General features: G+C 54.5%; 21 protein-coding genes. 12 read left to right on the top strand and 9 right to left on the bottom strand.

Going from position 1 to position 24525, the window contains the following annotated elements; translation table 11 throughout:
* Window positions 1-435 precede the first annotated feature (435 nt).
* Entirely contained in the window at window positions 436-1413 is a 978-nt protein-coding gene (locus SH248x_RS09980) for a cation diffusion facilitator family transporter (protein WP_459558391.1), read from the bottom strand.
* Window positions 1414-1734: 321 nt separating this feature from the next.
* Between SH248x_RS09980 and katG the strand changes: the two genes are divergently transcribed.
* From katG to SH248x_RS09950, 6 genes are all read left to right on the top strand, one after another.
* Complete coding sequence (gene katG / locus SH248x_RS09975; RefSeq protein WP_459558390.1) at window positions 1735-4080, top strand: catalase/peroxidase; 2346 nt, start codon at window positions 1735-1737, stop codon at window positions 4078-4080.
* A gap of 217 nt (window positions 4081-4297) precedes the next feature.
* Window positions 4298-5050 (top strand): YqjF family protein, encoded by a 753-nt coding sequence (locus SH248x_RS09970; RefSeq protein WP_459558389.1) that lies wholly within the window; start codon window positions 4298-4300, stop codon window positions 5048-5050.
* A gap of 76 nt (window positions 5051-5126) precedes the next feature.
* Window positions 5127-5912 (top strand): SDR family NAD(P)-dependent oxidoreductase, encoded by a 786-nt coding sequence (locus SH248x_RS09965; RefSeq protein ID WP_459558388.1) that lies wholly within the window; start codon window positions 5127-5129, stop codon window positions 5910-5912.
* Between the two features lie 139 nt (window positions 5913-6051).
* On the top strand, window positions 6052-6750 hold the full coding sequence (locus SH248x_RS09960) for a hypothetical protein (RefSeq protein ID WP_459558387.1): 699 nt from the start codon (window positions 6052-6054) through the stop codon (window positions 6748-6750).
* Entirely contained in the window at window positions 6740-6937 is a 198-nt protein-coding gene (locus tag SH248x_RS09955) for a hypothetical protein (protein ID WP_459558386.1), read from the top strand. The genes SH248x_RS09960 and SH248x_RS09955 overlap by 11 nt, the downstream gene beginning before the upstream one ends.
* A gap of 233 nt (window positions 6938-7170) precedes the next feature.
* A complete protein-coding gene (locus tag SH248x_RS09950; protein WP_459558385.1) occupies window positions 7171-8565 on the top strand; it encodes a hypothetical protein in 1395 nt (464 codons plus the stop codon).
* A 43-nt stretch (window positions 8566-8608) separates the two neighbouring features.
* Here the strand turns inward: SH248x_RS09950 and SH248x_RS09945 are convergent, their stop codons facing one another.
* Both SH248x_RS09945 and SH248x_RS09940 read right to left on the bottom strand, forming a co-directional pair.
* Window positions 8609-10030 carry a sensor histidine kinase gene (locus SH248x_RS09945; protein ID WP_459558384.1) on the bottom strand — a complete coding sequence of 474 codons (1422 nt, stop codon included), beginning with the start codon at window positions 10028-10030 and terminating at the stop codon, window positions 8609-8611.
* Window positions 10015-10707, bottom strand: coding sequence for a response regulator transcription factor (locus tag SH248x_RS09940; RefSeq protein ID WP_459558383.1), 693 nt, complete (start codon window positions 10705-10707; stop codon window positions 10015-10017). Before SH248x_RS09940 ends, SH248x_RS09945 begins: the two co-directional genes overlap by 16 nt.
* Window positions 10708-10935: 228 nt before the next feature.
* On the opposite strand from SH248x_RS09940, the gene SH248x_RS09935 reads away from it, so the two are divergent.
* On the top strand, window positions 10936-12255 hold the full coding sequence (locus SH248x_RS09935; protein WP_459558382.1) for a hypothetical protein: 1320 nt from the start codon (window positions 10936-10938) through the stop codon (window positions 12253-12255).
* Window positions 12256-12361: 106 nt separating this feature from the next.
* Here the strand turns inward: SH248x_RS09935 and SH248x_RS09930 are convergent, their stop codons facing one another.
* Window positions 12362-13564: an NAD(P)/FAD-dependent oxidoreductase gene (locus SH248x_RS09930; RefSeq protein ID WP_459558381.1), complete on the bottom strand. Its 1203-nt coding sequence runs from the start codon at window positions 13562-13564 to the stop codon at window positions 12362-12364.
* 403 nt (window positions 13565-13967) lie between these two features.
* On the opposite strand from SH248x_RS09930, the gene SH248x_RS09925 reads away from it, so the two are divergent.
* Window positions 13968-15494: an OpgD/OpgG family glucan biosynthesis protein gene (locus SH248x_RS09925; protein ID WP_459558380.1), complete on the top strand. Its 1527-nt coding sequence runs from the start codon at window positions 13968-13970 to the stop codon at window positions 15492-15494.
* A gap of 417 nt (window positions 15495-15911) precedes the next feature.
* Here SH248x_RS09925 and SH248x_RS09920 read toward each other — a convergent pair whose 3' ends face one another.
* The 3 genes from SH248x_RS09920 to SH248x_RS09910 form a co-directional block, all read right to left on the bottom strand.
* Window positions 15912-16748: a hypothetical protein gene (locus SH248x_RS09920; protein ID WP_459558379.1), complete on the bottom strand. Its 837-nt coding sequence runs from the start codon at window positions 16746-16748 to the stop codon at window positions 15912-15914.
* 168 nt (window positions 16749-16916) lie between these two features.
* Window positions 16917-17153, bottom strand: a complete 237-nt coding sequence (locus SH248x_RS09915; protein ID WP_459558378.1) for a hypothetical protein — start codon at window positions 17151-17153, stop codon at window positions 16917-16919.
* Window positions 17154-17288: 135 nt separating this feature from the next.
* The gene (locus SH248x_RS09910) at window positions 17289-17669 is read right to left on the bottom strand and encodes a hypothetical protein (protein ID WP_459558377.1); all 381 of its coding nucleotides are present in this window, start codon (window positions 17667-17669) and stop codon (window positions 17289-17291) included.
* A 434-nt stretch (window positions 17670-18103) separates the two neighbouring features.
* Here SH248x_RS09910 and SH248x_RS09905 point away from each other — a divergent pair, with 434 nt between their 5' ends.
* From SH248x_RS09905 to SH248x_RS09890, 4 genes are all read left to right on the top strand, one after another.
* Window positions 18104-18523 carry a TadE/TadG family type IV pilus assembly protein gene (locus SH248x_RS09905; protein ID WP_459558376.1) on the top strand — a complete coding sequence of 140 codons (420 nt, stop codon included), beginning with the start codon at window positions 18104-18106 and terminating at the stop codon, window positions 18521-18523.
* Window positions 18520-19737: a vWA domain-containing protein gene (locus SH248x_RS09900; protein WP_459558375.1), complete on the top strand. Its 1218-nt coding sequence runs from the start codon at window positions 18520-18522 to the stop codon at window positions 19735-19737. Before SH248x_RS09905 ends, SH248x_RS09900 begins: the two co-directional genes overlap by 4 nt.
* Window positions 19738-19793: 56 nt before the next feature.
* Window positions 19794-20219: a TadE/TadG family type IV pilus assembly protein gene (locus SH248x_RS09895; protein ID WP_459558374.1), complete on the top strand. Its 426-nt coding sequence runs from the start codon at window positions 19794-19796 to the stop codon at window positions 20217-20219.
* 530 nt (window positions 20220-20749) lie between these two features.
* Complete coding sequence (locus SH248x_RS09890; RefSeq protein ID WP_459558373.1) at window positions 20750-22066, top strand: DUF1761 domain-containing protein; 1317 nt, start codon at window positions 20750-20752, stop codon at window positions 22064-22066.
* A 94-nt stretch (window positions 22067-22160) separates the two neighbouring features.
* Here the strand turns inward: SH248x_RS09890 and SH248x_RS09885 are convergent, their stop codons facing one another.
* Complete coding sequence (locus tag SH248x_RS09885; protein ID WP_459558372.1) at window positions 22161-22829, bottom strand: glycine zipper domain-containing protein; 669 nt, start codon at window positions 22827-22829, stop codon at window positions 22161-22163.
* Window positions 22830-23076: 247 nt separating this feature from the next.
* Window positions 23077-24393, bottom strand: a complete 1317-nt coding sequence (locus tag SH248x_RS09880) for an alpha/beta hydrolase (RefSeq protein WP_459558371.1) — start codon at window positions 24391-24393, stop codon at window positions 23077-23079.
* Window positions 24394-24525 lie beyond the last annotated feature (132 nt).

Here is a 24525-nt window from a genome sequence, read left to right as displayed (position 1 = left end):
CGAAGTTTTTGGCTACCTCGATTTGCAATTTTTTCATTTGGGGAGAGGGTAGCCCGGGTTGTCCCGAACCCGGGCGTGCCGCTTCGGCACGAGAGAAACACGGGAATGGGCGTCCAGAGTGCATTCGATGTGTTTCTTGCGACGGGTGGCCCAGCCGTTCATGGCTGGGTGAGCACCGCGAACAAGAAGCGTCACCATACGCTTCCTGTCTGAACTTGCGGTATTGATGTGAGTTGTAACCGCATGACGCTCGCTTCTTGTCGACTTCGTCGATCCAGCCATGAACGGCTGGACCACCCGCGGTCTTGGTACGCAGGAAACACGGAATGGACGTTCGATGCGCGCTCGACGTGTTTCTAGCGGCTTCGCCGTCCGGGTTGGGGACAACCCGGACTACCCTTTTGGGGTTGGGGGCAACTTGGACTACCCTGTTGGTTAGGAGTGATCGTGGTCATGGTCGTGATCATGATCGTTGTGGCAGCCTGCGTTGCCTGTTTTGCCTATGATGACGCAGTCGCCCTGGGCGAGGCGGCAGGCGGCGGCTTCGTGGCAGCGTTCGATCTGGATGGTGGGGTGGGCGATTTTGAACTGGCGGTCGAGGTTGGTGCAGATCTGGCCGAGGAGGTCGTCGTCGTTGGTGGAGTCGGGACGGACGAGGTGGACGGTGAGGGCGTTTTCGGTGGTGCTCATGGCCCAGATGTGGAGATCGTGAACGCTGGTCACGCCGGGGAGCGACTCGAGGTAGCTGCGGATTTTTTCGATGTCGATGTTGTCGGGGACGCCGAGGATGGCGAGGTGGAAGGAGCGTCTGAGAAGATCCCAAGTGCTCCAGAGGATGATGGCGGCGATGAGAAGGGAGACGGTGGGGTCGATCCAGGTTGCGCCGGTCCACATGATCCCTAGACCTGCGATGACGACGCCGAGAGAGACGAGGGTATCAGCGGCCATGTGGAGGAAGGCTCCTCGGACGTTCAGGTCGCCGTGTCGGCCACTGGCGAAGAGCATGGTCGTGATGCCGTTGATGACGATGCCGACGCTGGCGGTCGCGATGATGAGGGGGCCAGCGGTTGTTTCGGGAGCCCAGAAGCGTTCAATGGATTCCCAGGCGATGCCGCCGATGGCCATGAGTAAGAGGAGACCGTTGGCGAGGGCAGCGAGGATCGTTGTGCTGCGGAGGCCGTAGGTGTGTCGGTTGCTGGATTGAAAGGTGGCGAGGTAATTGCCACCCCAGGCGAGGACGAGGCCGAGAACGTCGCTGAGGTTGTGGCCTGCATCGGCCAGGAGCATGAGGGAACCGGTCCAGAAACCGGCGGCAGCTTCGATGATCACGAAGAGGACATTGAGTCCGATACCGATGGCGAAGGCGCGGGAGAAGTTTTCGGGGATGTCATGATCGTGGTCGTGGGCGTGCATGAGAGTATCGTCTGGTTGTGTGACGGAGTTTGTCAACACAGGAATCGATTGCACGAGATGGAAGAGTTGAGTCAGGCTTGGGTGCAGAAATGAGGAATTCAGAGACGTTGCGGCAGTGTACGAATGCTGGTTTCCCGGAAACGTGTTCTTGTTCGTCGCAAAGCTGCCATGCTTTCAACGCATAGCTCCTACAACCAAAATACATTGGAAACATTGAACATCTGATATGATACTAAGCAGAGACCAGCCTGAAATCCATTGCGCGTCGGCTGGTGTCTTCTGGTCTCACGTTTTTCCATCAATGTTCGAAGGACACGAATTATGCTCATGCGCTCCTCTTATCATCGCTTAGCTATCGCAGCCATGATCACCTCGGCGGTGTTGACCTCCGCTCGCACGATGAAGGCTCAGGAAAAACCTGCCGCCGATATCGCGCAGTGTCCCGTCATGGGTGAATCGGCTGGTCCTAACCGGACCACGCTGGCGGGCTCGATGTCCAACGACCAGTGGTGGCCGAACCAGCTCAACATCGACATCCTCCATCAGAACTCGACCAAGAGTAATCCGATGGGCCCGAATTTCAATTATGCTGAAGAGTTCAGCAAGCTCGACATCGCGGCCGTCAAAAAAGACATCAAGGAATTGATGCACACCTCTCAGGACTGGTGGCCAGCGGACTATGGTCACTATGGTCCGCTCTTCATTCGTATGGCCTGGCACAGCGCGGGGACGTATCGCGTGGAAGATGGTCGCGGCGGGGCTGGTTACGGCACGCAGCGGTTTGCACCGCTCAACAGCTGGCCGGACAACGCCAGTCTCGATAAGGCCCGTCGTCTCATCTGGCCGATCAAGCAGAAGTACGGCAACAAGATTTCCTGGGCGGACCTCATGGTCCTCACTGGCAACTGTGCCCTCGAAGATATGGGCGTGAAGACTTTCGGGTTTGCGGGTGGTCGTGAAGATGTCTGGGAACCTCAGAAGGATATCTTCTGGGGACCTGAAAGTGTCTGGCTGGGGGACAAGCGTTACACGGGTGATCGTGAACTTGAGCGACCACTGGCTGCCGTCCAGATGGGTTTGATCTATGTCAATCCAGAAGGCCCGAACGCGAATCACAAGCCGGAGACGGCCGTTAAAGATATTCGCGAGACCTTCACCCGCATGGCGATGTCCGACGAAGAAACTGTCGCGCTGATCGCTGGTGGTCACACGTTCGGCAAGGCTCACGGTGCGGTTGCTCCGTCCAACATTGGACCTGAACCGGAAGCGGCTCCGCTGGAAGAGCAAGGCTTTGGCTGGAAGAACAAGGTCGGCAAAGGCAACGCTGAGTTGACTATGACCTCAGGACTCGAAGGGGCCTGGACATCGACGCCGACACAGTTCTCTTCCGAGTACCTCGATAACCTCTTCAAGTTCGAGTGGGTTCAGCAGAAGACGCCCGCCGGGGGGACTGTCTGGGTTCCTAAGGATAACGGCGCCGCTGGGACTGTTCCTGATGCCCACATCAAGGGCAAGACGCACCAGCCGATCATGTTCACGACGGACCTTGCTCTCTTGCAGGATGCCGAGTACAAGAAGATCGCCAAACGCTTCCAGGAGAATCCAAAAGAGTTCGAGCTCGCCTTTGCCAAAGCCTGGTACAAGCTGACGACTCGCGACATGGGGCCTGCTGCTCGCCTGCTCGGTAACGAAGTTCCACCACCACAACTGTGGCAGGACCCTGTTCCCGAGGTCGACTTTGTCCTCGTTGATGAGCAGGACGTTGCGTCACTCAAGAAGAAGATTCTTGAATCCGACCTGTCTGTTTCTCAACTTGTTTCGACTGCGTGGGCTTCTGCTTCAACGTTCCGTGGCGGCGATAAGCGTGGTGGTGCCAACGGTGCCCGGATTCGTTTGGCTCCTCAGAAGGACTGGGCGGTCAATGAGCCTGCTGAACTTCAGAAGGTTCTCGCCAAGCTCGAGAAGATTCAGAAAGACTTCAACGCCGCTCAGAAGAATGGCAAGAAGATTTCTCTGGCGGATATCATTGTCCTGGCTGGTTCTGCGGGAATTGAGAAGGCAGCCAAAAATGCTGGTCATGATGTGAAGGTGCCGTTCTATCCAGGACGTACCGACGCGACTCAGGAGATGACGGATGTCGCCTCTGTTGCTTACCTCGAACCGAAGGCTGATGGTTTCCGTAACTATTACAGCCATGGGCTTGATCGACCAGCGGAAGAGCTGCTGATCGATCGTGCTCAGAAGCTGATGCTGACGGCTCCTGAGATGACGGTCCTTGTCGGCGGGATGCGGGTCCTCGATACCAATGTCGGCATCCCCGGCATGGGTATCTTCACGGATCGTAAGGAGGCGCTGACCAATGACTTCTTCGTCAACCTGCTCGATATGAGTACCGAGTGGAAGAAGTCAGCTGTCTGTGATCACTTCTTTGAAGGACGCGATCGCAAGACCGGCAAGATGAAGTATACCGCGACCTCGGTCGATCTGGTCTTCGGCTCCAACTCGCAACTGCGAGCAACCGCTGAGGTTTACGCGACCAGCGACTCGGAAGAGAAGTTTGTTAATGACTTCATCGCCGCGTGGACAAAGGTCATGAATCTGGATCGCTATGATCTTGTCAACAAGCCGAAGAAGGCAACCCCTGCCGTCGCGGTCGGGCAGAACTAATCGTCACTTAGGCGACTCGATAACTCAGAAAGACGTCCCGCTTGTGAAAAGCGGGGCGTCTTTTTTTGTGAATACCTTGGGATCTCTGCGGTTGACGTAGTACGGTGCTGGTGAGGTTTTGTGAACCGCATCCAATTCGCGACCAAAGTCTAAATAAACGTCGGGTGTCGATCTGGTGCGGTTTGAAGACTCACCGGCACCTTACGAATGCATGTGAATGCTCATTGCTATGACGACACTTTCCATTGATCGAATGACTCCGACGCTTCGGCCACGCTATCCGCTAGTCGGTTATCATCGGTGGTCGAATCTGCTGTTTATTCACTGGCGTGTTCCAGTGGAACTTGTTGCTCCTTTGATACCGGCTCAATTGACTCTTGATACCTGGGACGGGGATGCATGGATCGGGTTGGTCCCTTTTGAGATGTCAGGAGTGAGGCCGTGGTGGTCGCCGGCGGTGCGTGGGATTTCTGCGTTTCTTGAGACCAACGTTCGTACGTATGTACATTACCAGGGACGCGATCCGGGGGTCTGGTTTTTCAGTCTGGATGCTTCGAATCCGATTGCCGTCAAGCTGGCGCGGTGGTTCTGGTATTTGAGTTACTATGACGCGAAGATGATGTCGCGGATCGAGACGGATTACTGGGCGTTCTCCAGTCAACGTAAAAATCAGACGATCGGTCAATTGAACTGTGCAGCCCGCCTTGGCAGTCCCCTGCCCTGCGCTGAGCCGGGGACGCTCGATCACTTTTTGATCGAGCGGTACATTCTTTATGCTCAATCACCACGCGGCGGGCTCTATCAGGGGCATGTGCATCATCTTCCCTACGCTTTGCAAGAAGCCACCCTTGAGCATTGCGAGCAGTCATTGCTTGATGCGGCGGGGATTCCAGTCAGCGGAGAGCCGGTGCATGTGGTGGCCAGTCCAGGAGTGAATGTCGAAGTCTTCCCCTTGCGTCGGTTGGTTTGAGCGGGCGTTTGAAGTAATCTTCAGCGGAAGATTTCTTCAAGTTGTCTGCTTCAACCATTCAGGACGGCTCTACGACATGTTTCCTTATCGCGGTCACACGGCTCTCATTACTGGCGCATCGATTGGTATTGGCGAAGAGTTCGCGCGAGTCCTTGCAGCACGAGGGATGAACCTCGTCCTCGTGGCTCGCAATACTGACAAGATGAACGTGATCGCCAGTGACCTCAGGACCAAGCATGGAACTCAGGTCCATGTTATCGGCTGCGACCTGAGTCGAGATACCGCAGCGACGGAACTCGCCGAGGAGGTCAAAAAGACCGGCGTCACAGTCGACCTGCTGATTAATAACGCCGGCTTCATGACGTATGGCCCGTTCGAGACGATCGATCCTGCTCAAGAACATAAGGAGATCATGGTCAACATCACTGCGATGGTCGACCTGACTCACATCTACCTGCCGGGGATGCTCGATCGTCGCATGGGGGGCGTGATCAACGTGGCGTCGATTGCAGGCTTCCAGCCGATCCCTCTGCTGACGACCTACGCGGCAACGAAGGCGTTTGTGATTTCGTTCTCGGTGGCGTTGTGGGAAGAATGTCGAGGTCGCAATGTCCGCGTGCTGGGTCTGTGTCCGGGGACGACGAAGACAGAGCTCTTCGAACGTGCTTCAGCTCAGAACGCCGCGGTTGGTGGGGTACGAACGGTCCAGCAGGTTGTGGCGACGGCGCTGAAGGGGCTGGATCGTAAGAAGAGTCTTGTGGTGGATGGCTTCAAGAACAAGCTGCTGACGGAGGGGCCGCGTTTTATTCCTCGCTGGTTTGCGGCGATTTGTGCGGGGCAGGCCGTGAAAGCGAAGAAGTAAGTCGATCGAGCGTGAGGGCATGAGGAGCAAAAGTTTGTAAAAAGAGGGTGCTGTGCAGGGTGAATGTTTGACACGGTGTGAACCTTGATATTGAATAAGGACACTCGCGAACAGTTAACCTCACGAATGAAAAGAAACGATGATCGACCCAGTCAACTATTACGAACCGATGGCTGCTATTGTTGATGATCGCGAATGCCCAGGCTGTGGCGAATCCATCGACATGAAAGCCAAGGTCTGTCCTCATTGTCAGGCCGATGTGCTCGCTCTCGACAAGAAAGTTCGAGGCAAGATTCCACGAGGAGTCAAGGTTCTTGCTTATCTGTATTTTGTCATCGCTGCGTTTATGTGTCTGGGCTTATTTGGAATTCTCGCGGTGATGCGAGGAAACCCGGTGTTGGCGATTGTCACTGGCACAATGTACTTGGGAATTATCAGCCTCGTCATTGCTCTGGCGGTCTCGTATCTCAAAGGCTATCAGTGGTCATGGTGGTACACGGTGGCGAGTAGTTTCATCGCGATCCTCACAACTCTCTATGGGATCGCTGCAATTCAATTGAAATGGCAGGTTTTGCCGGCACAGGCTCCGATCGGGATGGTGACCGGCTTCCAGATTGGTAGCATCGTTGTCGTGATGATCATTCTGGCTACCTTTCTCTGGCCTGATGCCAAAGAGTATTTCCGAATTCAGAATGCAGGCTGGAAGAGATTGCTGCTTGCGATAGTGGCTGTTTTTGCCTTCCAGTTTCTGCTCTTCTCGCTTCCAACCATCGCGGTGAGCTATTTCATGGGGCCGGAAGCACTTGTTCCGAAGTTTCCCGATCAAAATGAGTTCTGAAAAAACTGTTTTGCTTTCCAAGGGAGATACAGAGTTCATTCTGACGGCGGCAATCGTTCTTGTCCGCTTAGGGCATGTGCTGGCGGGTGTGGTTGTCTTCATCGGGACTTCTGCTTTGATGGATCTGCCAAACGATCTCATAGGCTATTTTGAAAGTGAGGAGGAGTTCGTGTCGCTGAAAGAATGAGAATCGATGTCTCGTTCAATGTCAGTTGCTTCACGCATTCACTCAGAGTGGTCGCATAGATGTCTGTGGATAAGACGATTGGGAAGTTATGTCTGTAGAGTAGGCATTGCTCTGCTTTGCACGTGCCTGTCGTTTATTTGTATACTGACGGCCTGTCACGACAACCACTTGTTTTCCTGTACCGATCAGTGCACCCCTGGTGGCGCTGACCTTGAATAGATTAAAGCGATTCGATGTCAAATTCTTTGCCTCCGAGACCTAAGCGGACTTCGTCATCGTCCAAGCCACGTCGAGCTGAAGCTCGTGATGTGAAGAGTAGCGGGAGCAACACCAAGAAAACGCGTAAGAAGAAGTCGTCAACGCCAGCATGGTTACCATTTGCAATCGGCGGCGGTGTGCTGGCTGTTGTCATTGTTGGCGTGGTGATCATGTCTGGACCTGGCATGAAGCCACTTGCTGGTGTCGCGACAAGTGCCCTCGGTCTGGGAGACAGCCATCGATCAATCATGGCAGATGAGCTAAACTTTCAGCTCGATATGATCGACAGGATGGATCAGATCATCGCAAATAACGAGCCGGATAAAGTCGGCAGTATCTTCGCGGAGAGCTTGGAGAAAGGGGAGGAATTCGTTCTTCGCTTTTACCGACAGGGACCAATAACGAAAGAGGAAATCGAGCAACTGAAAGTCTCGTTGGATTTCGACGTAAAAATTGCTGATATTAAAACGCGGATGGCGGCCAACGGGAAGAAGGTCATGGAGATGCTGGCGAGCAGCAATCCAGCCAAAGCACCCGAGTTGATGAGAACAACGCAGATTGTTATGAGTCGGTTAGGCGAAGTAACTCAGCTGAGATCCGCTGCAATAAAGGAGATTCCCGCAGCAACTGATGAGGGACAAAAACTCTATGCTGCATACTTGAAAGATGTCCGTCAACTGGCCAGCGAACTTGCTCAGGCATTGATCAGTAAGAACTATCAATCGGCTTATTCAGTCGCACAAAAACTCGATAAAAGATTTCTGACGTTCAAACGAGAAACACTGGATGCCAAGGCGAAGAATGCATCATTGATGTCAAATTGTCGAGAGTTTGAGAAGTTGCACAATGAATATCTCAGCTTCTTCGCATTCCAGGGGGGGACCGTCGACAATTCCGTCAAGCAAAAGCCCGAAATGCAGATGATCGTGGATGACCTGAAAGCAAACGTCCGTCGCCTTGAATTACCTCAAATTACGACCAATCAGTTCCGGCCTGATATCGCCGAACGTCAAAAGCTATTCCCGGATCAATCTTATGCGATCTCCAATGCCAATCAGCCGACATACTCGTCTTCCATGACTGACCAACTCGATACGACCATGCTACGGTTCCTGCAGAATCATGGTGAAAACAAAGTCATCCGCATCGATTTCGTGAACTGGATAGACAAAGCCTCGATTCTTCCATTTGCAGAAAAGGTGACGGTTCCAGGCCAAAAGCAGGGTATTCTCATGCCGAAGGAGAAGGTGATTATCGGGATGTATGCAACATCAGCCAGTCTGGAGGAGGTTCTTTCGAAAGTGACGATTCCGTACGCAACGACGGTTGAAGGCCGGAAGATTATCGTCGATGTTTCGAAACCCAAATAAAGGGTTTGAGCGCGGGACTTGATCTTACAGGGAAGTGTTTTTGCTATCTCACAGGCAGCATGAGAGTGAAGGTGCTGCCTTTGAGGGTGTTGTTGGTGACGGTGAGTGTGCCGCCGAGGACGTGAGTGATGCGTTGGGCGATGGCGAGGCCCAGGCCGGTGCCGGGGATGGTGGAGGTGTGGGAGCGGAAGAAGGGTTCGAAGATGTGAGGGAGGTCTGCGTCGGGGATGCCGGGGCCTTCGTCGATGACAGAGATGATGGCGGAGTGATTTTCGACGCGGCCGGTGAGAGTGATTTTTGAGCCGGGGGGTGTGTACTTAATGGCGTTGGAGACCAGGTTATCGACGATGCGGCTGAGGAGTGGGCTGGTCGCGCGGATGATGGTTGAGGTCGGGATCTGATTGTCGAGGTGGAGGTCGCTGCGACGGGTGGTGTCCGCCCTGCTCTGCCAGTAGGTGGTGAGCCAGTGATGGAGTGAGATGTCTTCAAGTTGAGGCGGAATGGAGTCGTTGTTGGCGCGGGCGAGGAAGAGTAGAGATTCGACGATTCGCTGGAGGTCGACCGTCTGGTTGCGGAGGAGTTGGAGGTTACTGGTGTATTCATCCGTGCTACGTTGACGACGGAGGGTGACGTCGATGTGGCCAAGCAGGACAGTCAGCGGTGTGCGGAGTTCGTGAGCGGCGTCGCCGGCGAAGCGTCGTTGCTGGTCGAAGGCGAGTTGCTGGCGGTCGAGGAGTTGGTTGAACGCGTAGCCGAGGTTGGTGAGTTCGTCGTTGTAGGGCGGGAGATTGAGGCGTTGATTGAAGTCGCTGCCCTGGATGGACTGGGCCTGGCTGGCCATGTCGTGAACGGGGCGGAGGGCTTTCTGGACCACCCAGCGAGCAAGCATGGCGACAATGGCAAGAACAATCAATGGAACGAATGTGACGAGCATCGCGAGTTGATAAAGAACCTGATCGCGCGGAATGGTGGAACGTGAGACGATGATAAGGAGTTCGTCGAACTCATCGGGCTGGCGGTCTTCGCGTTCGGGTTTCGGGGCACGGAGTCGTTCGTAGATGTAGTCCCGATGGTTATGGGGTTCGCGGAGTGAGAAGACATGCGAAGGGAGTGGCTGGCTGGCGGAGAGTCGTTTGGCGGTTTCGTAGAGATCGCTGATCGAATTGGTCGATTGTTCGACGATCTGGTTTTGATCGCCCAGGACCAGCCAGGCGATGTTATCAGCGGCTTGGTTCGGGCCCAGAGAGATCGCGTGCTCGAGGGGTTGCCATTTGGCTTCGGTCTCTTCGACTTCGACGGCGGCTGCCAGTGAACTGAGTGCCGAGTGGAGTTCGTGATCGAACTCATAGCGAATGTGATGAGCAGCGATACCGTAGAAGATGATGGAGTAGACGCCAAAGCAGAGCGCGAGGATGCCCAGAAAGAAGGCGCAGACGCGAGTCGTCAGTGTCATGCGTCGGAGCATGTGCTTGACTCCTCGAGAATGTAGCCTTGGCCTCGTCGTGTGCTGATGACTCGTGGGCCGAGTTTCTCGAGTTTGCGACGAAGCTCTTTCACATGGACTTCGAGGGTGTTGGAGAGGCCGTCGAAGTTTTCGTCCCAGACGGTTTCGTAGATGCGGGTGCGGGTGAGGACGCGATGGGGATTGCGCAGGAAATAAATAAGCAGCGAGAGTTCCTTGGCGGTCAGGTCGAGAGGTTCTCCGGTACGGGTGGCAGACTGGCGGGCGAGGTCGACTTTGATATCGCTGAATTCGAGATGGAGGGAATCGGATTGGGTGGGACGTCGAAGTAAGGCCCGGATGCGGGCGAGGAGTTCTTCGAAGGCGAAGGGTTTGGTGAGGTAATCGTCAGCACCGGCGTCGAGGCCGTTGACCCGCTCGTTGATGCCATCGCGGGCGGTGAGAAAGAGGACAGGTGTCGTGCGGTTACGTGTGCGAAAGCGTTTGAGAAGGTTGATGCCGTCTTCGCCGGGAAGCCACCAGTCGAGGAGGACGAGGTCCCAAGTCTGTTGCTGAAGTGCAAGCCAGCCTGACTGACCATCGGGGGCATGCTCGACCTGATAGCCTTCTTCAGTCAAGCCGCGGATGAGGAAGTCGGCGATCGGTTTTTCGTCTTCGATGGCGAGGATGCGGATGCTCATGGGGGCGATATCAGGTGGTGCGAGTATGACATCTTTGTCGTGGTGTTTTCATTCTAACGTGTCCGATGAGCAGGAAGTAAAGTCAAGATAAAGTTGTCTTTATCCTTGTATTCCCGTCTCCGAGTCGCCTGTGCAAGCTTTGGAAGATAGACAATTGTTAATTCGGAAACAGATCGATATGCTTTGATTGATTCGGTTGGCCCCATCACTGGAACATTGAGGGAATGTATGCATCAAGATCGTCCGGCTCAGCAGCAACTGGCTTTCATCGATTCTATTCAAGGCGTGTTTCGGCGAGTAAAACGCCGACGTTCCTTGTCATTAAAGCAGAGTGCATCACACGCTCTTGAAGGACGGGTGCTGTTGTCAGCATCGCTGTCGGGAACTGTGTTTGAGGATGCGAACAGGAATGGTCAGCAGAACCGACGCGATCATGCAGTGGCTGATGCGTTGGTATGGGTCGACTCGAACAACAATGGGCAACTCGATACTCAGACGACGACCTACACGTCGGCCGATACACCAAAGTCTCTGCTGATCGATCCAGAAGACGCGACCATCATTACGAACACATCCGTCCTCAATATCAGTGGAACTTCAGGACAAATTCTCGACATCGACCTGAATCTTTCAATGGTAGCAGGAGATACGTTCAATGGATTGCAGATTTCGCTGGTTCATCCATCGGGAAAACGGATTTTGATTTTCGATTCGATGTACAGCGAAGATGCCAACTCACAGAACGTCTTTAATCCGACGGTGTTCGATGATGAGGCCGCATCGAAGATTTCGCTCACCGAAACGATGGGAAACTATTCCGGGACTTATCAACCCCTCGGTAAATTAAGTGACCTGGATGGGCTGAGCGCAAACGGACAATGGAAGGTCGAGTTCTGGAGCATTGATGGAACGGGAACTTTGCTGGGATGGTCACTTAAGATTACTCAAGGAGAAGCCTCGGATCGAACTGATGCCAATGGGCGCTACACAATTGATGGCCTGGCTGCCGGTCAAGTGAACTCATTGAGAGTTGCAGTCGATTCCGGCGTCACCCCTGCGGTGAGAGGTGCATTCAGTGATCGAAGTGGAGGGCAGCACAAGAACATTCCATTGACTGCGAATCAGCAACGAACGGGATTGAACTTCGGCATAACGATTGATCATGACGACCAGATCAGTGATGTTGCCAATAAGCCTGTTTTGAAGGTCGGAACACGGAGAGTCAATCTGGAGACAACAACAGATGTGAAGCTTCAGCGAGTCCAGCCTCAAGTTGGGAAGACGTTGAAGATCGTTGTCCAGCGAACGACTCGTGACGTAACGCCGCTGTTGCGTTTGTTTGATGCAAACGGGAATGAGATCGCGAGAAGTGTGAGCGTCACACGTGGACGACAGACGACCATTGAGCTTGAGTTCCGCTTTTTGAGTTCTGCACCCGTTTATCTGGGGATTTCATCAGCTCAGAATTCAAATTATGATGTCCTGAACGGGATGGGAGATATTGCGGGTAGGAAAGGATGTGTCGTGATGAAAGTGAAGGTGTCGTAAGGATTTGATGCCGTGGAGGTGATCGCGCTATTGGTAAGGAATGGTAACCGGGCGCCGCCTCTCTTCTGCATCCTGACTTCCAAGGGGAGCAGGAAGTGGGGGTTGTCTATCTCCCGAAGCGGAAGAGGTCGGCGTCGGGGTGGGGGTTGCCTTGGAGTTCGGCGGCGATGATATCCCGGGCGATGCAGCTGAAGGTGACGCCGTTGCCGCCGAAGCCTAATGCGAAGTAGATGTGAGGGTGTTCTTCGGGAATGCCGATGTAGGCGAGGCCGTCTTGAGTTTTGCCAAAGGTGCCCGCCCAGGAGAATTCGGGTTCCCAGACCATGCCGGGGAGGAGGTCGTGGAGTTTGCGTTGGATCGTTTTGGTTTTCGAGGGAAGGCTGGCGTCGCGTAAGGTCGGGTTCTGGAATTCGTCGTCTTCGCCGCCGGCCATCAGTCTGCCGTCGGGGGTGAGTCGCAGATAGAGGTACGGGGTTTGCGCCTGCCAGAGGATCCAGTCTTTGTTCCAGGGGCATGACTGGTCGAGAGGTTCTGAGACGAGGGCATAGGTGGAGTCGAGGTCGACCACTTTCTCTTTGAGCATGTCGGAGGCTTCGTAGCCGGTCGCCATGACGATGTCGGTTGTCGTGATGTCGTAGCCACGGTTGGTGCGAATCACGAGCTTGTCGTTGCGGGTTTCGAGCTTGAGCATTTCGGTGCGGTCGTAGACCTGGCAGCCTTGGGACATGGCGGCTTGAAGGAGTTCGTGACAGAGGCGGTGAGGGTCACAGGTCGCGGCCTGATTCGTGACGAGGGCGGCGGTGCCTTTGAGGGGGAAGCGGTTTTGGATCTGGGTGTTGTCGAGGAATTCGACATCAAGTCCGATCGCGTCGCGGGCGATGAACTCGCGATGCAGGTGTTCTGCAGCGTCTTTGGTGTCCGCGAGGTAGATACTGGTTTTCTTTTCGAAGCCGACGCTGGGATTGAGCGTTGTGCAGATGCGAGCGAGTTCGTCGATGGACCAGTGAGACAATCGGTAGGCGCGATTTGCGTTTTCCAGACCGATTTTTTCGGCCATGTCGACGAGGGAGAGATCGATCTCGTATTGCAGGAGAGCTGTGCAGGCGGCGGTGCTGCCGAGGGCGATATCTCGTCTGTCGAGGACGATGACTTTCTTGCCGATCTCGGTGAGCTTGTGGGCGATGAGGCTACCTGTGATGCCGCCGCCGATGACGGTGACGTCAGCTTCGAGGTGACGGTCAAGGTGGGGGTAGTTGTGGAGAAGGCCGTTGTTGAGAAGCCAGTAGGGGTGAGCGGAGGTGAGGTCCATGGGGGCTTTCAGGGTGTTCGTCTTGTTTGAAAATGCTTCTACGGGAGAAGGGGCGGGACAAGAATGAGCATTTTGGGGGGCGGGAATCGGGAAGTTTTTGAATTCTAGATGCCAAGTCGAATCGCGAGGTGTTGATTGGAGGGGACGAATTGGTTAGGAGAGTTCCGGGAAATTGGGTCTCTGCTTGACGTTGGTTGCCGTGCCGATACGCTATATCGGTCATCGGAGTGATTGCGTTCACTGGTTGCACAGTGATGAGTCGTTGTCCGTTGGCCTGAACTATTTCCTGTCCATCTTTCTTTCGCGAGCGCTCTGACACTTTATGCCCAGAATGATGAATTGCTCACGTCTTCTTGTTGCGGTAATGCTGATGATCAGCCTGTTGACCTCTTTTGGAGAGGTGATGGCTCAAGAGAAACCGAACATTGCGTCTTATGCGGACGTTCAGACCCTCGCCAAAGCGACCGCTGGAAAGGACTATGTTCCTCAGCCGGTCATACCGCAGTTTCTGAAGGACATGACGTACGACGAGTTTCGACACATTGGCTTTACGGATGGCAAGGAAATCTGGAACGATACGATTCTGCCCTTCCGTCTCGGCTTCTACCACAAAGGCTATGTCGCGGTTGATGATGTCAAATTGAACATTGTCTCGGACGCCAAATCAAAGTCTCTCCCGTTTTCCAAGAACTACTTTCACTACCTGGGTGATGCAGCGAAGCTGTCCATCCCGGATGACCTGGGGTTCGCGGGCTTTCGCGTGAAGACGGTTTTCCCCGGAGAAATCCAGCTGCAGGAGATCTTCAGCTTCGTGGGGGCGAGTTACTTTCGCGCTCGTGCTGCCAATACGATCCTGGGAACTTCGACCCGTGGATTGGCTCTGGATTGCGGACTGCCAAAAGTAGAAGAGTTTCCGATTTTCCGCGAATACTGGATCGTCAAGCCCAAGCCGGGTGATACGACGTTGAAGGTCTTCGCGTTGATGGACAGCCCGAGTGTCAGTGGTGCCTACGAGTTCCTGATGACGGCTGGGAATGTCGCGACGACGATCGATGTGCATGAAACGCTGTACTTCCGCAAGGTACCTGAGAAGGTCGGAATTGCTCCGATGAGCAGCATGTGGTTGTGGGGTGATGGGCTGAAGGGGCCGGAAGGCGACCATCGTCCGGAAGTTCACGATTCTGATGGATTGCAGGTCCTCGAGCAGGATGGGAAGTGGTTATGGCGGGCTTTGAATCAGCAGTCCTATCCATCGATCGTGCAGCTGCCTTACCAGAATTCGTTCAAGGGTTTTGGACTGATTCAGCGCGATACACGCAAAGAGAGCTATCTCGATGATGAGGCTCTTTATCACATGCGACCAAGCGTGTGGATTGAGCCGAAGTCAGAATGGGGAGCGGGTCGGCTGGAACTGCTCGAACTCGATGCTCCTCACGAGGGGATCGATAACATCGCAGCGTGGTGGGTGCCAGAGAAGAAGATCGAGCCCGGTTCTTCGATTGAGTTGAGCTACCAGATCTCGTACTTCCTGGGTGATCGCCCGGAGCATGATAAAGCAAAGGCCGTCGCTCATCGCGTGACGCGGGATGCTGATGGAACGATCTTCCTGGAAGTTGATTTCAATGGTCCGGGACTCGATTATCGGGATGCTTCGAAGCCACCGGTGATTCAGATTCTGTCGATCCGTGCCGCCGTCACCGAGAACAAATGCGAGAAGAGTGACAAAGGGGTGTGGACGGCCAAGATGACGGTCAAGCCAACGAAGGAAGGTCCGATTGAATTGCGAATCGGCCTGAAAGATGGCGAAGAACAGTTCAGCGAGACGTGGTCGTACTTGTGTCCGCTAGTCCCGCCGAAGGTTGAACTGCCGCCGTGGAAGAAGAAGCCAGTTGGGGAGGCGGATGTGAAGACTGAGAAGCCGGCACATTGATCGACAAGAAGCACTCGACTTTGAATCAAGCCTGATCTTTGGACTCTGCGAGTCCTTTCTCAATGAGCGTGGGGTGATCCGATGTTGTGATTGCCTCACGCGATTTTTTTGCGCTGTTGTGGATCGGCGAGGCGGGGAGTGGGCATGATGGGGCGGGGAGTTGGGGTTGGACGCGTATGGTGACGCTTCTTGTGAGCTGCGCTCACCCAGACATGAACGGCTGGGCCACCCGGGGAGAGTGGCTGGAGTCGATCGAGGATTGAGGGGTGGTTAGTGCCTATGCCCCACCCTCATCCGTCGTCGAAGCGACGCCACCTTCTCCCCTCAAGGGAGAAGGGACGAATGCGGCTCCCCTCAAGGGAGAAGGGACGAATGCGGCTCCCCTCAAGGGAGAAGGGATAATTTTGAGGGCAACGCTTATTTGGAAGCAGCTTCGAGTTTGACTTCGGTGGGTTCACCGTCTTCAGTCGATCTTATTCGGATGACAGCCGGGGCGATGGAGGCTGGGAGGGCGAAGTGGATGGGTTTGTCGATGATGGCTTTGGCGGTGTCGCCCTGGGCTTTATGAGTCAGGAAGAAGTTCATTTGTGGCGGCATGCTGCGAGTGGAGATGCCGTTCCAGTGGAGTTCGAATTCGTGATTGTCGTGATCACCGCCGGTGTAGGAGACGTCGAGTACGAGAGTGTTCCCTTCGGCTTTGGCAGATTTGATCGTGACGGCATCGACGGGCTTGGGGAGTGACTGAGATTCCTGAAGGAAGCGGAGGGTGAACGAGTTTTCGTTGGTGGTGACGCGGATCCCTTTTTTGCTCTTGGCGCTTTCGATGGTAATGGGACTCGTTTCGATCGGGGCTAAGGCCATGGTGACGATGCCGGTGGGACGTTGGGCGGTGAAGATATAGTCCCAGATGCCGTCGGGTGGTGGCTGGATGTAAGTGACGGCGTGGATGTCGGGGTTAGTCCAGCCGCCGCTGGTGACGGTCCCTTTGGCGATGATGGTCGCCGTATCGTCTTTGAGGGAGCCGGTGACGGATTCAACAGAATAGATAGTGGCGCGGTCGGCAGCTGGTGTGTTCGCCCCGGTCGAGGAGGACATTTCGGGTATCGCGGTTGACGTCGAGTTTTGTGGCTCGCCTAAGGACGGTTCAGGAGGGACGGACTCGGAGGGTTTACTGGGAGCGTTCGCGGGTTTTTCGCAGCCGGTGATGAGGGTGAATGAGAGCGCGATGAAGAGTGTGAGCAGAACTCTGACCATGATAGAAACCTCCTGTGTGCAAGTCGAAACATCCAGGTCGGATGCTATCAGCGACGGAGGTGGTGGTCAAATTGGGGAAGGGAGCAGACCTCGTCTCATCAACGAAAAAATCCCTCCCCCTCGAGTCGCCTCGTGGAGAAGGGATCATTCATTTATGCCGCAAGGATGTTAATCAACGGGGGCAGGTGCTGGTTCTGGCACGACGACCGGTGGGGGAGTGTCGTCGTCTCCCTTAACTTCCACCTTTTTCTCGTTGGTGATTGGGTTCTCTTTGACTTCGATCCCCGAACCGCCAGGACCCTCGATATCGAGAACCTTACGTTCACAGCCTGATGAGAAGGTCAGACCGGTGAGGCACAGACTTGCCAGGAATAATTTGGAGGCATGGTTTCGCAGCGTACTCATGTGGTTCCTTTCAATGGACCATGTGTTGACGCTACGACCATAATGCAAAGCAGGTGCCAGTGGTGCATTCACCCGTTATCCGCATTTTTTAATGCGAATTTCGAGCGAGAAACGAACAGCCTGCTCTCTGGGCGATCAATTCAGGGGATGATGAGCACCGGACTCGGGCACGGGAGCCAGCGGCGTACTCATCGGATATCCCATTTCACCTTCGGGGCAATAAGACGCTTCGGGGAGCATCGGCGGAACATAAACCTGCAGTGGCCGCATCAATGGACCAGATGGCCCGTAATACAGCAGCGGGTTTTTCGTGGCACATTCGTAGGTGTAAGGCTTGTAGTCCTTACGCGGTGGTTCGCAGACGACGCCGTGGTGCGGGTAGAAGAAGCATGGCAGTCCGGGGGGAAACTTCTTCAGAAGGCAGTCGTAGCATTTCCCGCCGGCTTGTGCGGAGCTGGTGAGCATTCCCAGGCCGAGTAGGCCTCCTAAGACGATGCGTGAAACGTTGCAGTTCATCCCTGATCTCCAGACGTCCCGTCACAGGACGCGTTACTTCCGTGTTTGAATGCCTCTGTCCTCAGAGTGTCACGACATCGACCACGCGCGACTGGGAACGTCGCCTTTGAAGGCTGTTCCTGATGTATTGATCGTAACGAAGAGGCGTCGGGCATGTGCCGGACTCTGACGAGCGGCGTCTGACAGGGCAAAATGTCATCGTAAAGACGTTACTGTTGAATCATCAGGACATGTTTCGCAGATCGGCATAACCGTCAAAGTTCACCCGAACGTGACATTTTCCTGTTGCCTGACGGGAGAAACCTCAAGTGTCCGTGGGTTTGCACCATAAGGTTGAGTGCACGGTGCCCAATGGTGCACTACGCCAAATGGTGCCCTGTACCAAATCGTGCCCGGTCTCGAATTCCGATTTCTTCCTGAATGACTCAGCGAACATGCGACACAGACGTGTTCTGAAATTCAATGCTCAAAGTCACTCGCGTCGCGGCGGCGCGATGGTGGAGTTTGCTGTCTTTTTGCCGCTGGTGCTGTCGCTTCTCCTGATGTCGATTGAAGCTGCCAACGGGATCTACATGCGTCAGGCCGCGACGACAGCTGCTTACGAAGGAGCCCGTGTCGCGACTGCCAGCGGCGGCACGCAGGCGTCTGCGGAACTGCGCGTCAAAGAAATTTTGAATGCTCGCGGGATCACGAAGTATGACGTCGATGTAACGCCCGCGATCAACTCAAGTACGCTTCGCGGGACGGAGATTTCGATGCGTGTTCGCGTGATCGAAAAAGATAATCGGCTGCCTATCAACTTTCTATTCAAAGGTGGCTACTTTGAATCGACTATTCGGATGATTCGTCTATGAAGAAGTTCTTCGTTTCAACAGAGCAGATGAACAATCCGTCGCCCCGACGAGGCGCGATGCTCGTTCTCATGACATCGCTATTGGTCATCATGCTGATCATGGTCAGCTTCACGGTCGATATCGCATGGATGGAACTGGCGAAGACGGAATTGCGTGCCGCCAGCGATGCAGCAGCCAAAGCAGGGACTGAGGCTCTTTCTCGCACGCAGAATCAGCAGAAGGCGATTGACGCGGCGATTCACGTTGCCAGCCAGAATAAAGTCGCAGGACGTTCGCTGGTGTTGAGAAGGAATGATATCGAAATTGGCAACTCGACCATGAATCCAGATGGATCCTGGTCATTTCAAAATGGGAAAACCCCTTATACATCTGTCCGAGTGATGCCAAAGCTCGACGGGACGAGTGGGAATCCTCCGGTCGGTTTATTCTTCGGAAAGCTGGTGGGGACCGAGATCTTCACACCGAAAGAAATCGCGACCGCGGCTCAATTTGAGCAGGATATCGTCCTCTGCCTGGACCGTTCGCATTCGATGTGTTTCGACCGCTCGGGGGTTGATTGGGATTATCCGCCGCTGGTGGGATCGCGAATTCTGGTCAAGAACCTGAGATCGGACAGCGACAAGCATCTGGCGAGTTCACCGCATCCGGCGTTAAGTCGATGGTCGAGTCTGTCGAACGCCATTTCAACTTTTATGCAGACGCTCAAACAACTCGAAACGACCCCGCAGATCGGACTGGTCACGTGGGGATCTGATATCACCAGGTCGAACTACGAAGGCAACCTGACGAAGCGATCATTTGCAGCAGTCACCCGAAACCGCGAACTGACCACCGACTACACAACGATCACCGGAGACGTAACGTCGCTGGGGAATGACATCATGCTCGGCGGGACGAACATGTCTTCCGGATTGACGGAAGCAATTGCTGTTCTGACGGCGAAGAATATACGTCCGATGACTCAGAAGGTCATTATCCTGATGAGCGATGGGCAATGGAACCAGGGGGTTGATCCACTGACGACAGCCCAGACGGCGAAGAACTCGGGGATCATTGTTCACACCATTTCGTTTCTCGAGGGCACGGACCAAGCGACGATGAAACAGATCGCGACACTGACCGGCGGAACCCATTACTTCGCCAGTAGCGAAGACGAGTTGAAGGAAGCGTTTCGTCGACTCGCCCTTTCGTTGCCCGTGGTCCTGATTGAGTAATCCTGGCCCATTCTGCTTCTCGCGATTTTCTGAACCACCTGATTCGAGCTTTTCCCATGCAAATCCTGCGATCGACCACTTTACGAGCCAAGTCCAGGCGTTGCGGTGCGACGGTCGTGGAGTTTGCAGTGATTGCGCCGGTGGCGTTCTTCGTCATTTTTAGTGGAATCGAACTCAGTCGCATGAGCATGATTCGAAACAATGCCGAGATCGCCGTTTATGAAGGAGCCCGACGTGGCATCCTTCCAGGAGCGACCGCAGCCGCTGTGACTGCAGAAGTCAATCACTATCTGAATCTGATTGGTGTGAAGCAGAAGACCGTGACCATCACACCGTCGGTCATCACAGGGCAGACGCAGCAGATTACGGTGTCGGTTTCGATCCCGGTCGCATCAAGTACCTGGGTGGTCGGGAAATTGACCAAGGGAAAAACGATCACGAAGTCGTGCACGCTGTCGCGCGAGTGGATCAATAAGTTTTAAGCAACTGCGGCGCAGTCTGTTGACACTCTGCCAAATCAGCGATCGATCCTCAGAAAATCAACCACGGATAAACACAGATTGACACGGATAGAAGAAGATGAAAGATCTTCTTGAGTCGTTAACCTTCTGTTCTGCGTCTACCTGTGTTTATCTGCGGTTCAAGCGCCTTGTCTTCATCCGTGTGCCTTCGTGTCCATCCGTGGTAGTTTTTCTGTGTTCTTTGTGTCGTCTGTCGAACTGTCGACGATGGTAAGTCGCCTGGTGAGAAAGTTCATTTTCCTGGGTGACTCGCCTACATAACGGCTCTGTGGCTAAACTCGCTGGAACATTGTCCTCTCTCGAAGCGACCTGCTTGCTGAAAGCGCCATCGTTGCTGGCGCATTCTGAAACATTGCTACACAGGCGTTCGTTTCTGAATTGATCTGTGTGTTTCCACATTTTGGCATCTGCTTTGCCTCTCAATGCTTTCGAGAGGCCCTCCCGTCGGTTGGCTGATATTGCAACACACTTGTGAAAACAGGAGTCACACTATGGAAGTTAGAACCATCGAAATTGATCCCGTCCGACGAGACGAAATCTGGCAGCGACAGGCGCGTCTTTCTCAGATCAGCTGGGGAGCAATTTTTGCCGGCACGATTTGTGCGCTCGCAGTCAGCTGGCTGATGAATTTCTTCGGCATCACACTCGGCTTCACCATCGCCGATGCGACCGATGGCGAAGCGGTCGGCCAGGGGCTGGCCTGGACGACTGTGGGCTGGATCATTGTTTCGATGCTCGTTTCCTACTTCGTCGGGGGTTGGATCGCTGCACGGTTAGCAGGGCGTCCTGATGATACGGCAGGCATGCTGCACGGCATGACGGTCTGGAGCCTGGGAACAATTGCAACGCTGGTCATGGTCTCCATGGGAGTCAGCAATCTGATTTACTCCGGCTATCAGGTTCTCTCGGGAACCGTGCAAGCCGCTGCGAATGTGACCTCAGCAGCAGCTCAGGGAGTGTCCAATACCGCTCAAGGTACGACTGATCTTGCTGCCAATGCGATGAGTGGTATGCCGCTGCAGCAACTGCGAGATTCTGAAATTGTGACCCAGCTGGCCGCTCAAATGAAAGAGCGAGCTGCGGAAGTGATTGCAAACAGTGACGACCCCCAAGGCGCAGAGGTCAATAAGGACGAAGTTCGCGTCGCGATGGACAAACTTGACCAGCCAACCTTTGCTGATCTCGTTACTAAACTGACGGAAAATAAGCGAGACGAAGCCAAGCAGCTGATCGCTGACAAAACCGATTTGAGTCCTGAGCAAATCGATAGTCTCATGACCGGGATTTCCAAGCAGATCGAACAAAAGATCGGGACTGATAACAACGACCAGAATCTCGTCGCCGATGTGAAAACGATCGTGCAGAATTATACCGTTCGTAAAATCGCAGACTCTGATGCTGCGGGTGGACCAGAGCTGAATGAACAACAGGTTCAAGACGCTCTCAACCAACTCGACTACAACGAAATGAAGACGATCGGAATGCACATGGTTAACGGCAAACCGGAGTCGGCTAAGAATGTTCTCGTTGCATCGACCAACCTGAGCCGTGAGCAGGTCAATGACGTTGTCGATGGTGTTTATGCCGAAGTCAAACCGACGATCGATGAGTACAACAAGACCGTTGAAGACATGAAGGTCACCGCGAACGCTGCCGTGGAAAAAGCCTCGGATTACACGCAGGGCGTTCTGTGGCTGATCTTTGCTTCAAGTGCGCTGGCATTGGCCGTCGCGGTCTTGGGCGGGAAAATGGGAGCCGATGAAGCTCAACGCAATGTTGCATATGCATACAATGCAACGCATACCTAGGCCTGAGGATCGATTGAAACGAAAAGCCTCCATCACGATTTGTGATGGAGGCTTTTTTATTTGACAGACAAATTTTTCCCAGGCAAAAGAGCCATCAATCGAAGTGGAAGCCGACGCCGAATTCAGGACCGCAATGGCGGTGATGCCAGTAGTGTGGAGGACGTCGTCGCGCGATGAAGACGGGCGCGGGTTCGACGATGACAGCGGGGCCAGAGGAAACGTAAACGGGAGCTGGTGGAGCCGGATAGACTTCCGAGACGTGTCGGGCTGGGAGAGTCGAGTGAGAGTATTGGCAGGCGAGGATGACTTGATCGCTGACGCCTTGCTGTTTGAGGCCGATGACGCCGGAAGGGCTGAGGTCAAAGCGTCCCCCGCGTTCACGCACCATGCCGACGATGACGTCAGGACTGACGCCGTTGGCAGTCAGCTGGACGAGGTCGTAATTGGTCATGGAGTTCTGGACATAAGCAGCATGGGCGACCGCAGCGTCGCGTTCATCGCGCGCGTCTTTAGAGTTGCCGAGGATTCCACCGGCGAGCGCTCCGGTGGCTGCCCCGACAAGAAGACCCGTATTCGGGTCGCCTGTATTGGCTCCAATGATCCCACCCGCGACGGCTCCCAGTCCGGTGCCGATGACCGTGCCAGCGGTCTGGTGAGGGCCTGAGTGAGCGCATCCGGTCAACGAAATGACGACGGATGTTGAGAATGCCCACAGAGTCTGAGTCGTGGAAACGGTCCAGTATCGAGTTGTCTGAGAATTCATTACGGGCCTCCTGCCCTCAATCTGTTCGTTGCGGTCCGTCAGTTCTTTTATCGGCTGACAAAAAGGCTGTTCTGTCTCTGGCTGGTCGAATTGAGACGATCGATGGTGTTTTCTCTTGGAGGGGCGGGGAGTCTAGCGAAAGTAAGAACTCAGAGAAACACCAGTTCTGGACAATGAGGCAACGGTTTCTGCCCAGGTTTCCTGTCTATCCTGTCTTGCGGTATTGAGGGGGTGTTGACGAGATGCTCTATTTTGACACTGTGCCGTGTTCATCCACAACAGACGCTGTTTGCTGCAAAGCCTTTTCAAAGTTCCATGAGTAATAGAGCGAGGGGCTGTGGTTTTCGAAGGTGTAGTGTTGACTCCCATCGGTCTCGGTGATGGCCTTTAGGTGAGACCGTTGGGCAGCGGGTTTGTTTTGTTTGATGAGTATGAAGAGGTCGGTCAGGACGTCGGGATTGCTGCCGTAGTAGCTGTGGCCCATGAGGTTGAGTTCAATGCGGGTGCAGTCGACCGTGTCGACGCCAGCTGTCACAATGGGAGGATGGGAGTCCCCTGCCCTTTGTTCGTTGTGCATCCCTTTCGAGGAGATTAACGCAGAGTCTCCAATGTTCGTATACAGCGTGATCTGGTCACATTGTGCTTGGCAGCCGGGGATCCATTTGCGGTAGTCGGAGACGCCAACATCGGGGGCGCAGAGGACGAGGTTATGAATCGGCTTTCGTCCGTCGGGAAAGTCGGGGAGCTGGTCGAGGCTTTGCATCACGATGCGGTTGCCCATGCTGTGGACGATGATGTTGATTTTCGTGTTGGAAGGGACGGAGCCAATGAGCTGGGTGAGAAAGTCCGTGAACGGAACGACGGAGGCGAGGTTGATCGGCTCGTCTTTCGAGTAGTTTTTCAGACCACCCTGGGTGGGCCAGGCGTAGCTGATGATCGCGCCGTTAAAGGGCATGTCCCAGGCGATCTGGGCCGTGCGGAGAATGGCGGCGTCAAAATTGACGTTGAAGCCGTGGACGAACAAGAGGATGTCGCGGTTAGCGGATGCGGCGAGTTGTTTGTTAATACCTGCAAAGAACTCGGGTGGCGTAGTGGGCTCAACGACAGGGAATTCGACAAGGGGAGCCGATTTGAGTTCCTGACTGACCGGAATGATGCCCCACTTAGGACGTGGGGTTTCAAGAAGAGGATCGACGCCGCGGCCTCGCGAGGGGATCTGGATGACGGCTCGTCCGAAGGTTGGGGTAGTGAGGACTTCGTTGGTGTAGGTCGCGCGGGACGAGGATGTCGGTTGCCCCTGGCCGCGGTTGGTGGCGTAGAAGACTTCCCACTGGGCATGTTTTTTTGGTTGCCAGTTGACGACAGCGACGGGTTCGGAGAGCTCGCGATTCTGGGCAGCGAAGGCTTCGCGGACAAAGATCGGTGTATTTTCTTTGAAGTTGCCGGTCGCGAAGCCGTCGTAAATGAGCGAGTGTGGATTTTTCTTGAGGACAGGAGGATCGGAAACCCGGCAGCCGAGCGCAACACCCAGGAGGATCGTCAGGATCAGGAGCGGTCGAGACATCGCCAGATTCGTCTTGCGTGATGTGTTGTGGGAGGTTGGGAAAATCGTGTTGAGGGGTGAACTTATGAGAGAGGGGCGTGTCTGTTAAGTGCGAATTGCGGCCCCTTCAGACGCATTGGCGAAATGACAAAT

Source organism: Lacunimicrobium album (genome assembly GCF_052161635.1).
Taxonomy (GTDB): Bacteria; Planctomycetota; Planctomycetia; order Planctomycetales; family Planctomycetaceae; genus SXPC01.
Note: the sequence above shows the minus strand (reverse complement) of the source record. Positions and strands in the feature narration are given on the sequence as shown.

What these genes read in the sequence shown, in the direction of transcription:
- SH248x_RS09980 (WP_459558391.1), bottom strand. Translation starts at nt 1,413, where the DNA reads ATGCACGCCCACGACCACGATCATGACATCCCCGAAAACTTCTCCCGC.
- katG (WP_459558390.1), top strand. Translation starts at nt 1,735, where the DNA reads ATGCTCATGCGCTCCTCTTATCATCGCTTAGCTATCGCAGCCATGATC.
- SH248x_RS09970 (WP_459558389.1), top strand. Translation starts at nt 4,298, where the DNA reads ATGCTCATTGCTATGACGACACTTTCCATTGATCGAATGACTCCGACG.
- SH248x_RS09965 (WP_459558388.1), top strand. Translation starts at nt 5,127, where the DNA reads ATGTTTCCTTATCGCGGTCACACGGCTCTCATTACTGGCGCATCGATT.
- SH248x_RS09960 (WP_459558387.1), top strand. Translation starts at nt 6,052, where the DNA reads ATGATCGACCCAGTCAACTATTACGAACCGATGGCTGCTATTGTTGAT.
- SH248x_RS09955 (WP_459558386.1), top strand. Translation starts at nt 6,740, where the DNA reads ATGAGTTCTGAAAAAACTGTTTTGCTTTCCAAGGGAGATACAGAGTTC.
- SH248x_RS09950 (WP_459558385.1), top strand. Translation starts at nt 7,171, where the DNA reads ATGTCAAATTCTTTGCCTCCGAGACCTAAGCGGACTTCGTCATCGTCC.
- SH248x_RS09945 (WP_459558384.1), bottom strand. Translation starts at nt 10,030, where the DNA reads ATGCTCCGACGCATGACACTGACGACTCGCGTCTGCGCCTTCTTTCTG.
- SH248x_RS09940 (WP_459558383.1), bottom strand. Translation starts at nt 10,707, where the DNA reads ATGAGCATCCGCATCCTCGCCATCGAAGACGAAAAACCGATCGCCGAC.
- SH248x_RS09935 (WP_459558382.1), top strand. Translation starts at nt 10,936, where the DNA reads ATGCATCAAGATCGTCCGGCTCAGCAGCAACTGGCTTTCATCGATTCT.
- SH248x_RS09930 (WP_459558381.1), bottom strand. Translation starts at nt 13,564, where the DNA reads ATGGACCTCACCTCCGCTCACCCCTACTGGCTTCTCAACAACGGCCTT.
- SH248x_RS09925 (WP_459558380.1), top strand. Translation starts at nt 13,968, where the DNA reads ATGGCTCAAGAGAAACCGAACATTGCGTCTTATGCGGACGTTCAGACC.
- SH248x_RS09920 (WP_459558379.1), bottom strand. Translation starts at nt 16,748, where the DNA reads ATGGTCAGAGTTCTGCTCACACTCTTCATCGCGCTCTCATTCACCCTC.
- SH248x_RS09915 (WP_459558378.1), bottom strand. Translation starts at nt 17,153, where the DNA reads ATGAGTACGCTGCGAAACCATGCCTCCAAATTATTCCTGGCAAGTCTG.
- SH248x_RS09910 (WP_459558377.1), bottom strand. Translation starts at nt 17,669, where the DNA reads ATGAACTGCAACGTTTCACGCATCGTCTTAGGAGGCCTACTCGGCCTG.
- SH248x_RS09905 (WP_459558376.1), top strand. Translation starts at nt 18,104, where the DNA reads ATGCGACACAGACGTGTTCTGAAATTCAATGCTCAAAGTCACTCGCGT.
- SH248x_RS09900 (WP_459558375.1), top strand. Translation starts at nt 18,520, where the DNA reads ATGAAGAAGTTCTTCGTTTCAACAGAGCAGATGAACAATCCGTCGCCC.
- SH248x_RS09895 (WP_459558374.1), top strand. Translation starts at nt 19,794, where the DNA reads ATGCAAATCCTGCGATCGACCACTTTACGAGCCAAGTCCAGGCGTTGC.
- SH248x_RS09890 (WP_459558373.1), top strand. Translation starts at nt 20,750, where the DNA reads ATGGAAGTTAGAACCATCGAAATTGATCCCGTCCGACGAGACGAAATC.
- SH248x_RS09885 (WP_459558372.1), bottom strand. Translation starts at nt 22,829, where the DNA reads ATGAATTCTCAGACAACTCGATACTGGACCGTTTCCACGACTCAGACT.
- SH248x_RS09880 (WP_459558371.1), bottom strand. Translation starts at nt 24,393, where the DNA reads ATGTCTCGACCGCTCCTGATCCTGACGATCCTCCTGGGTGTTGCGCTC.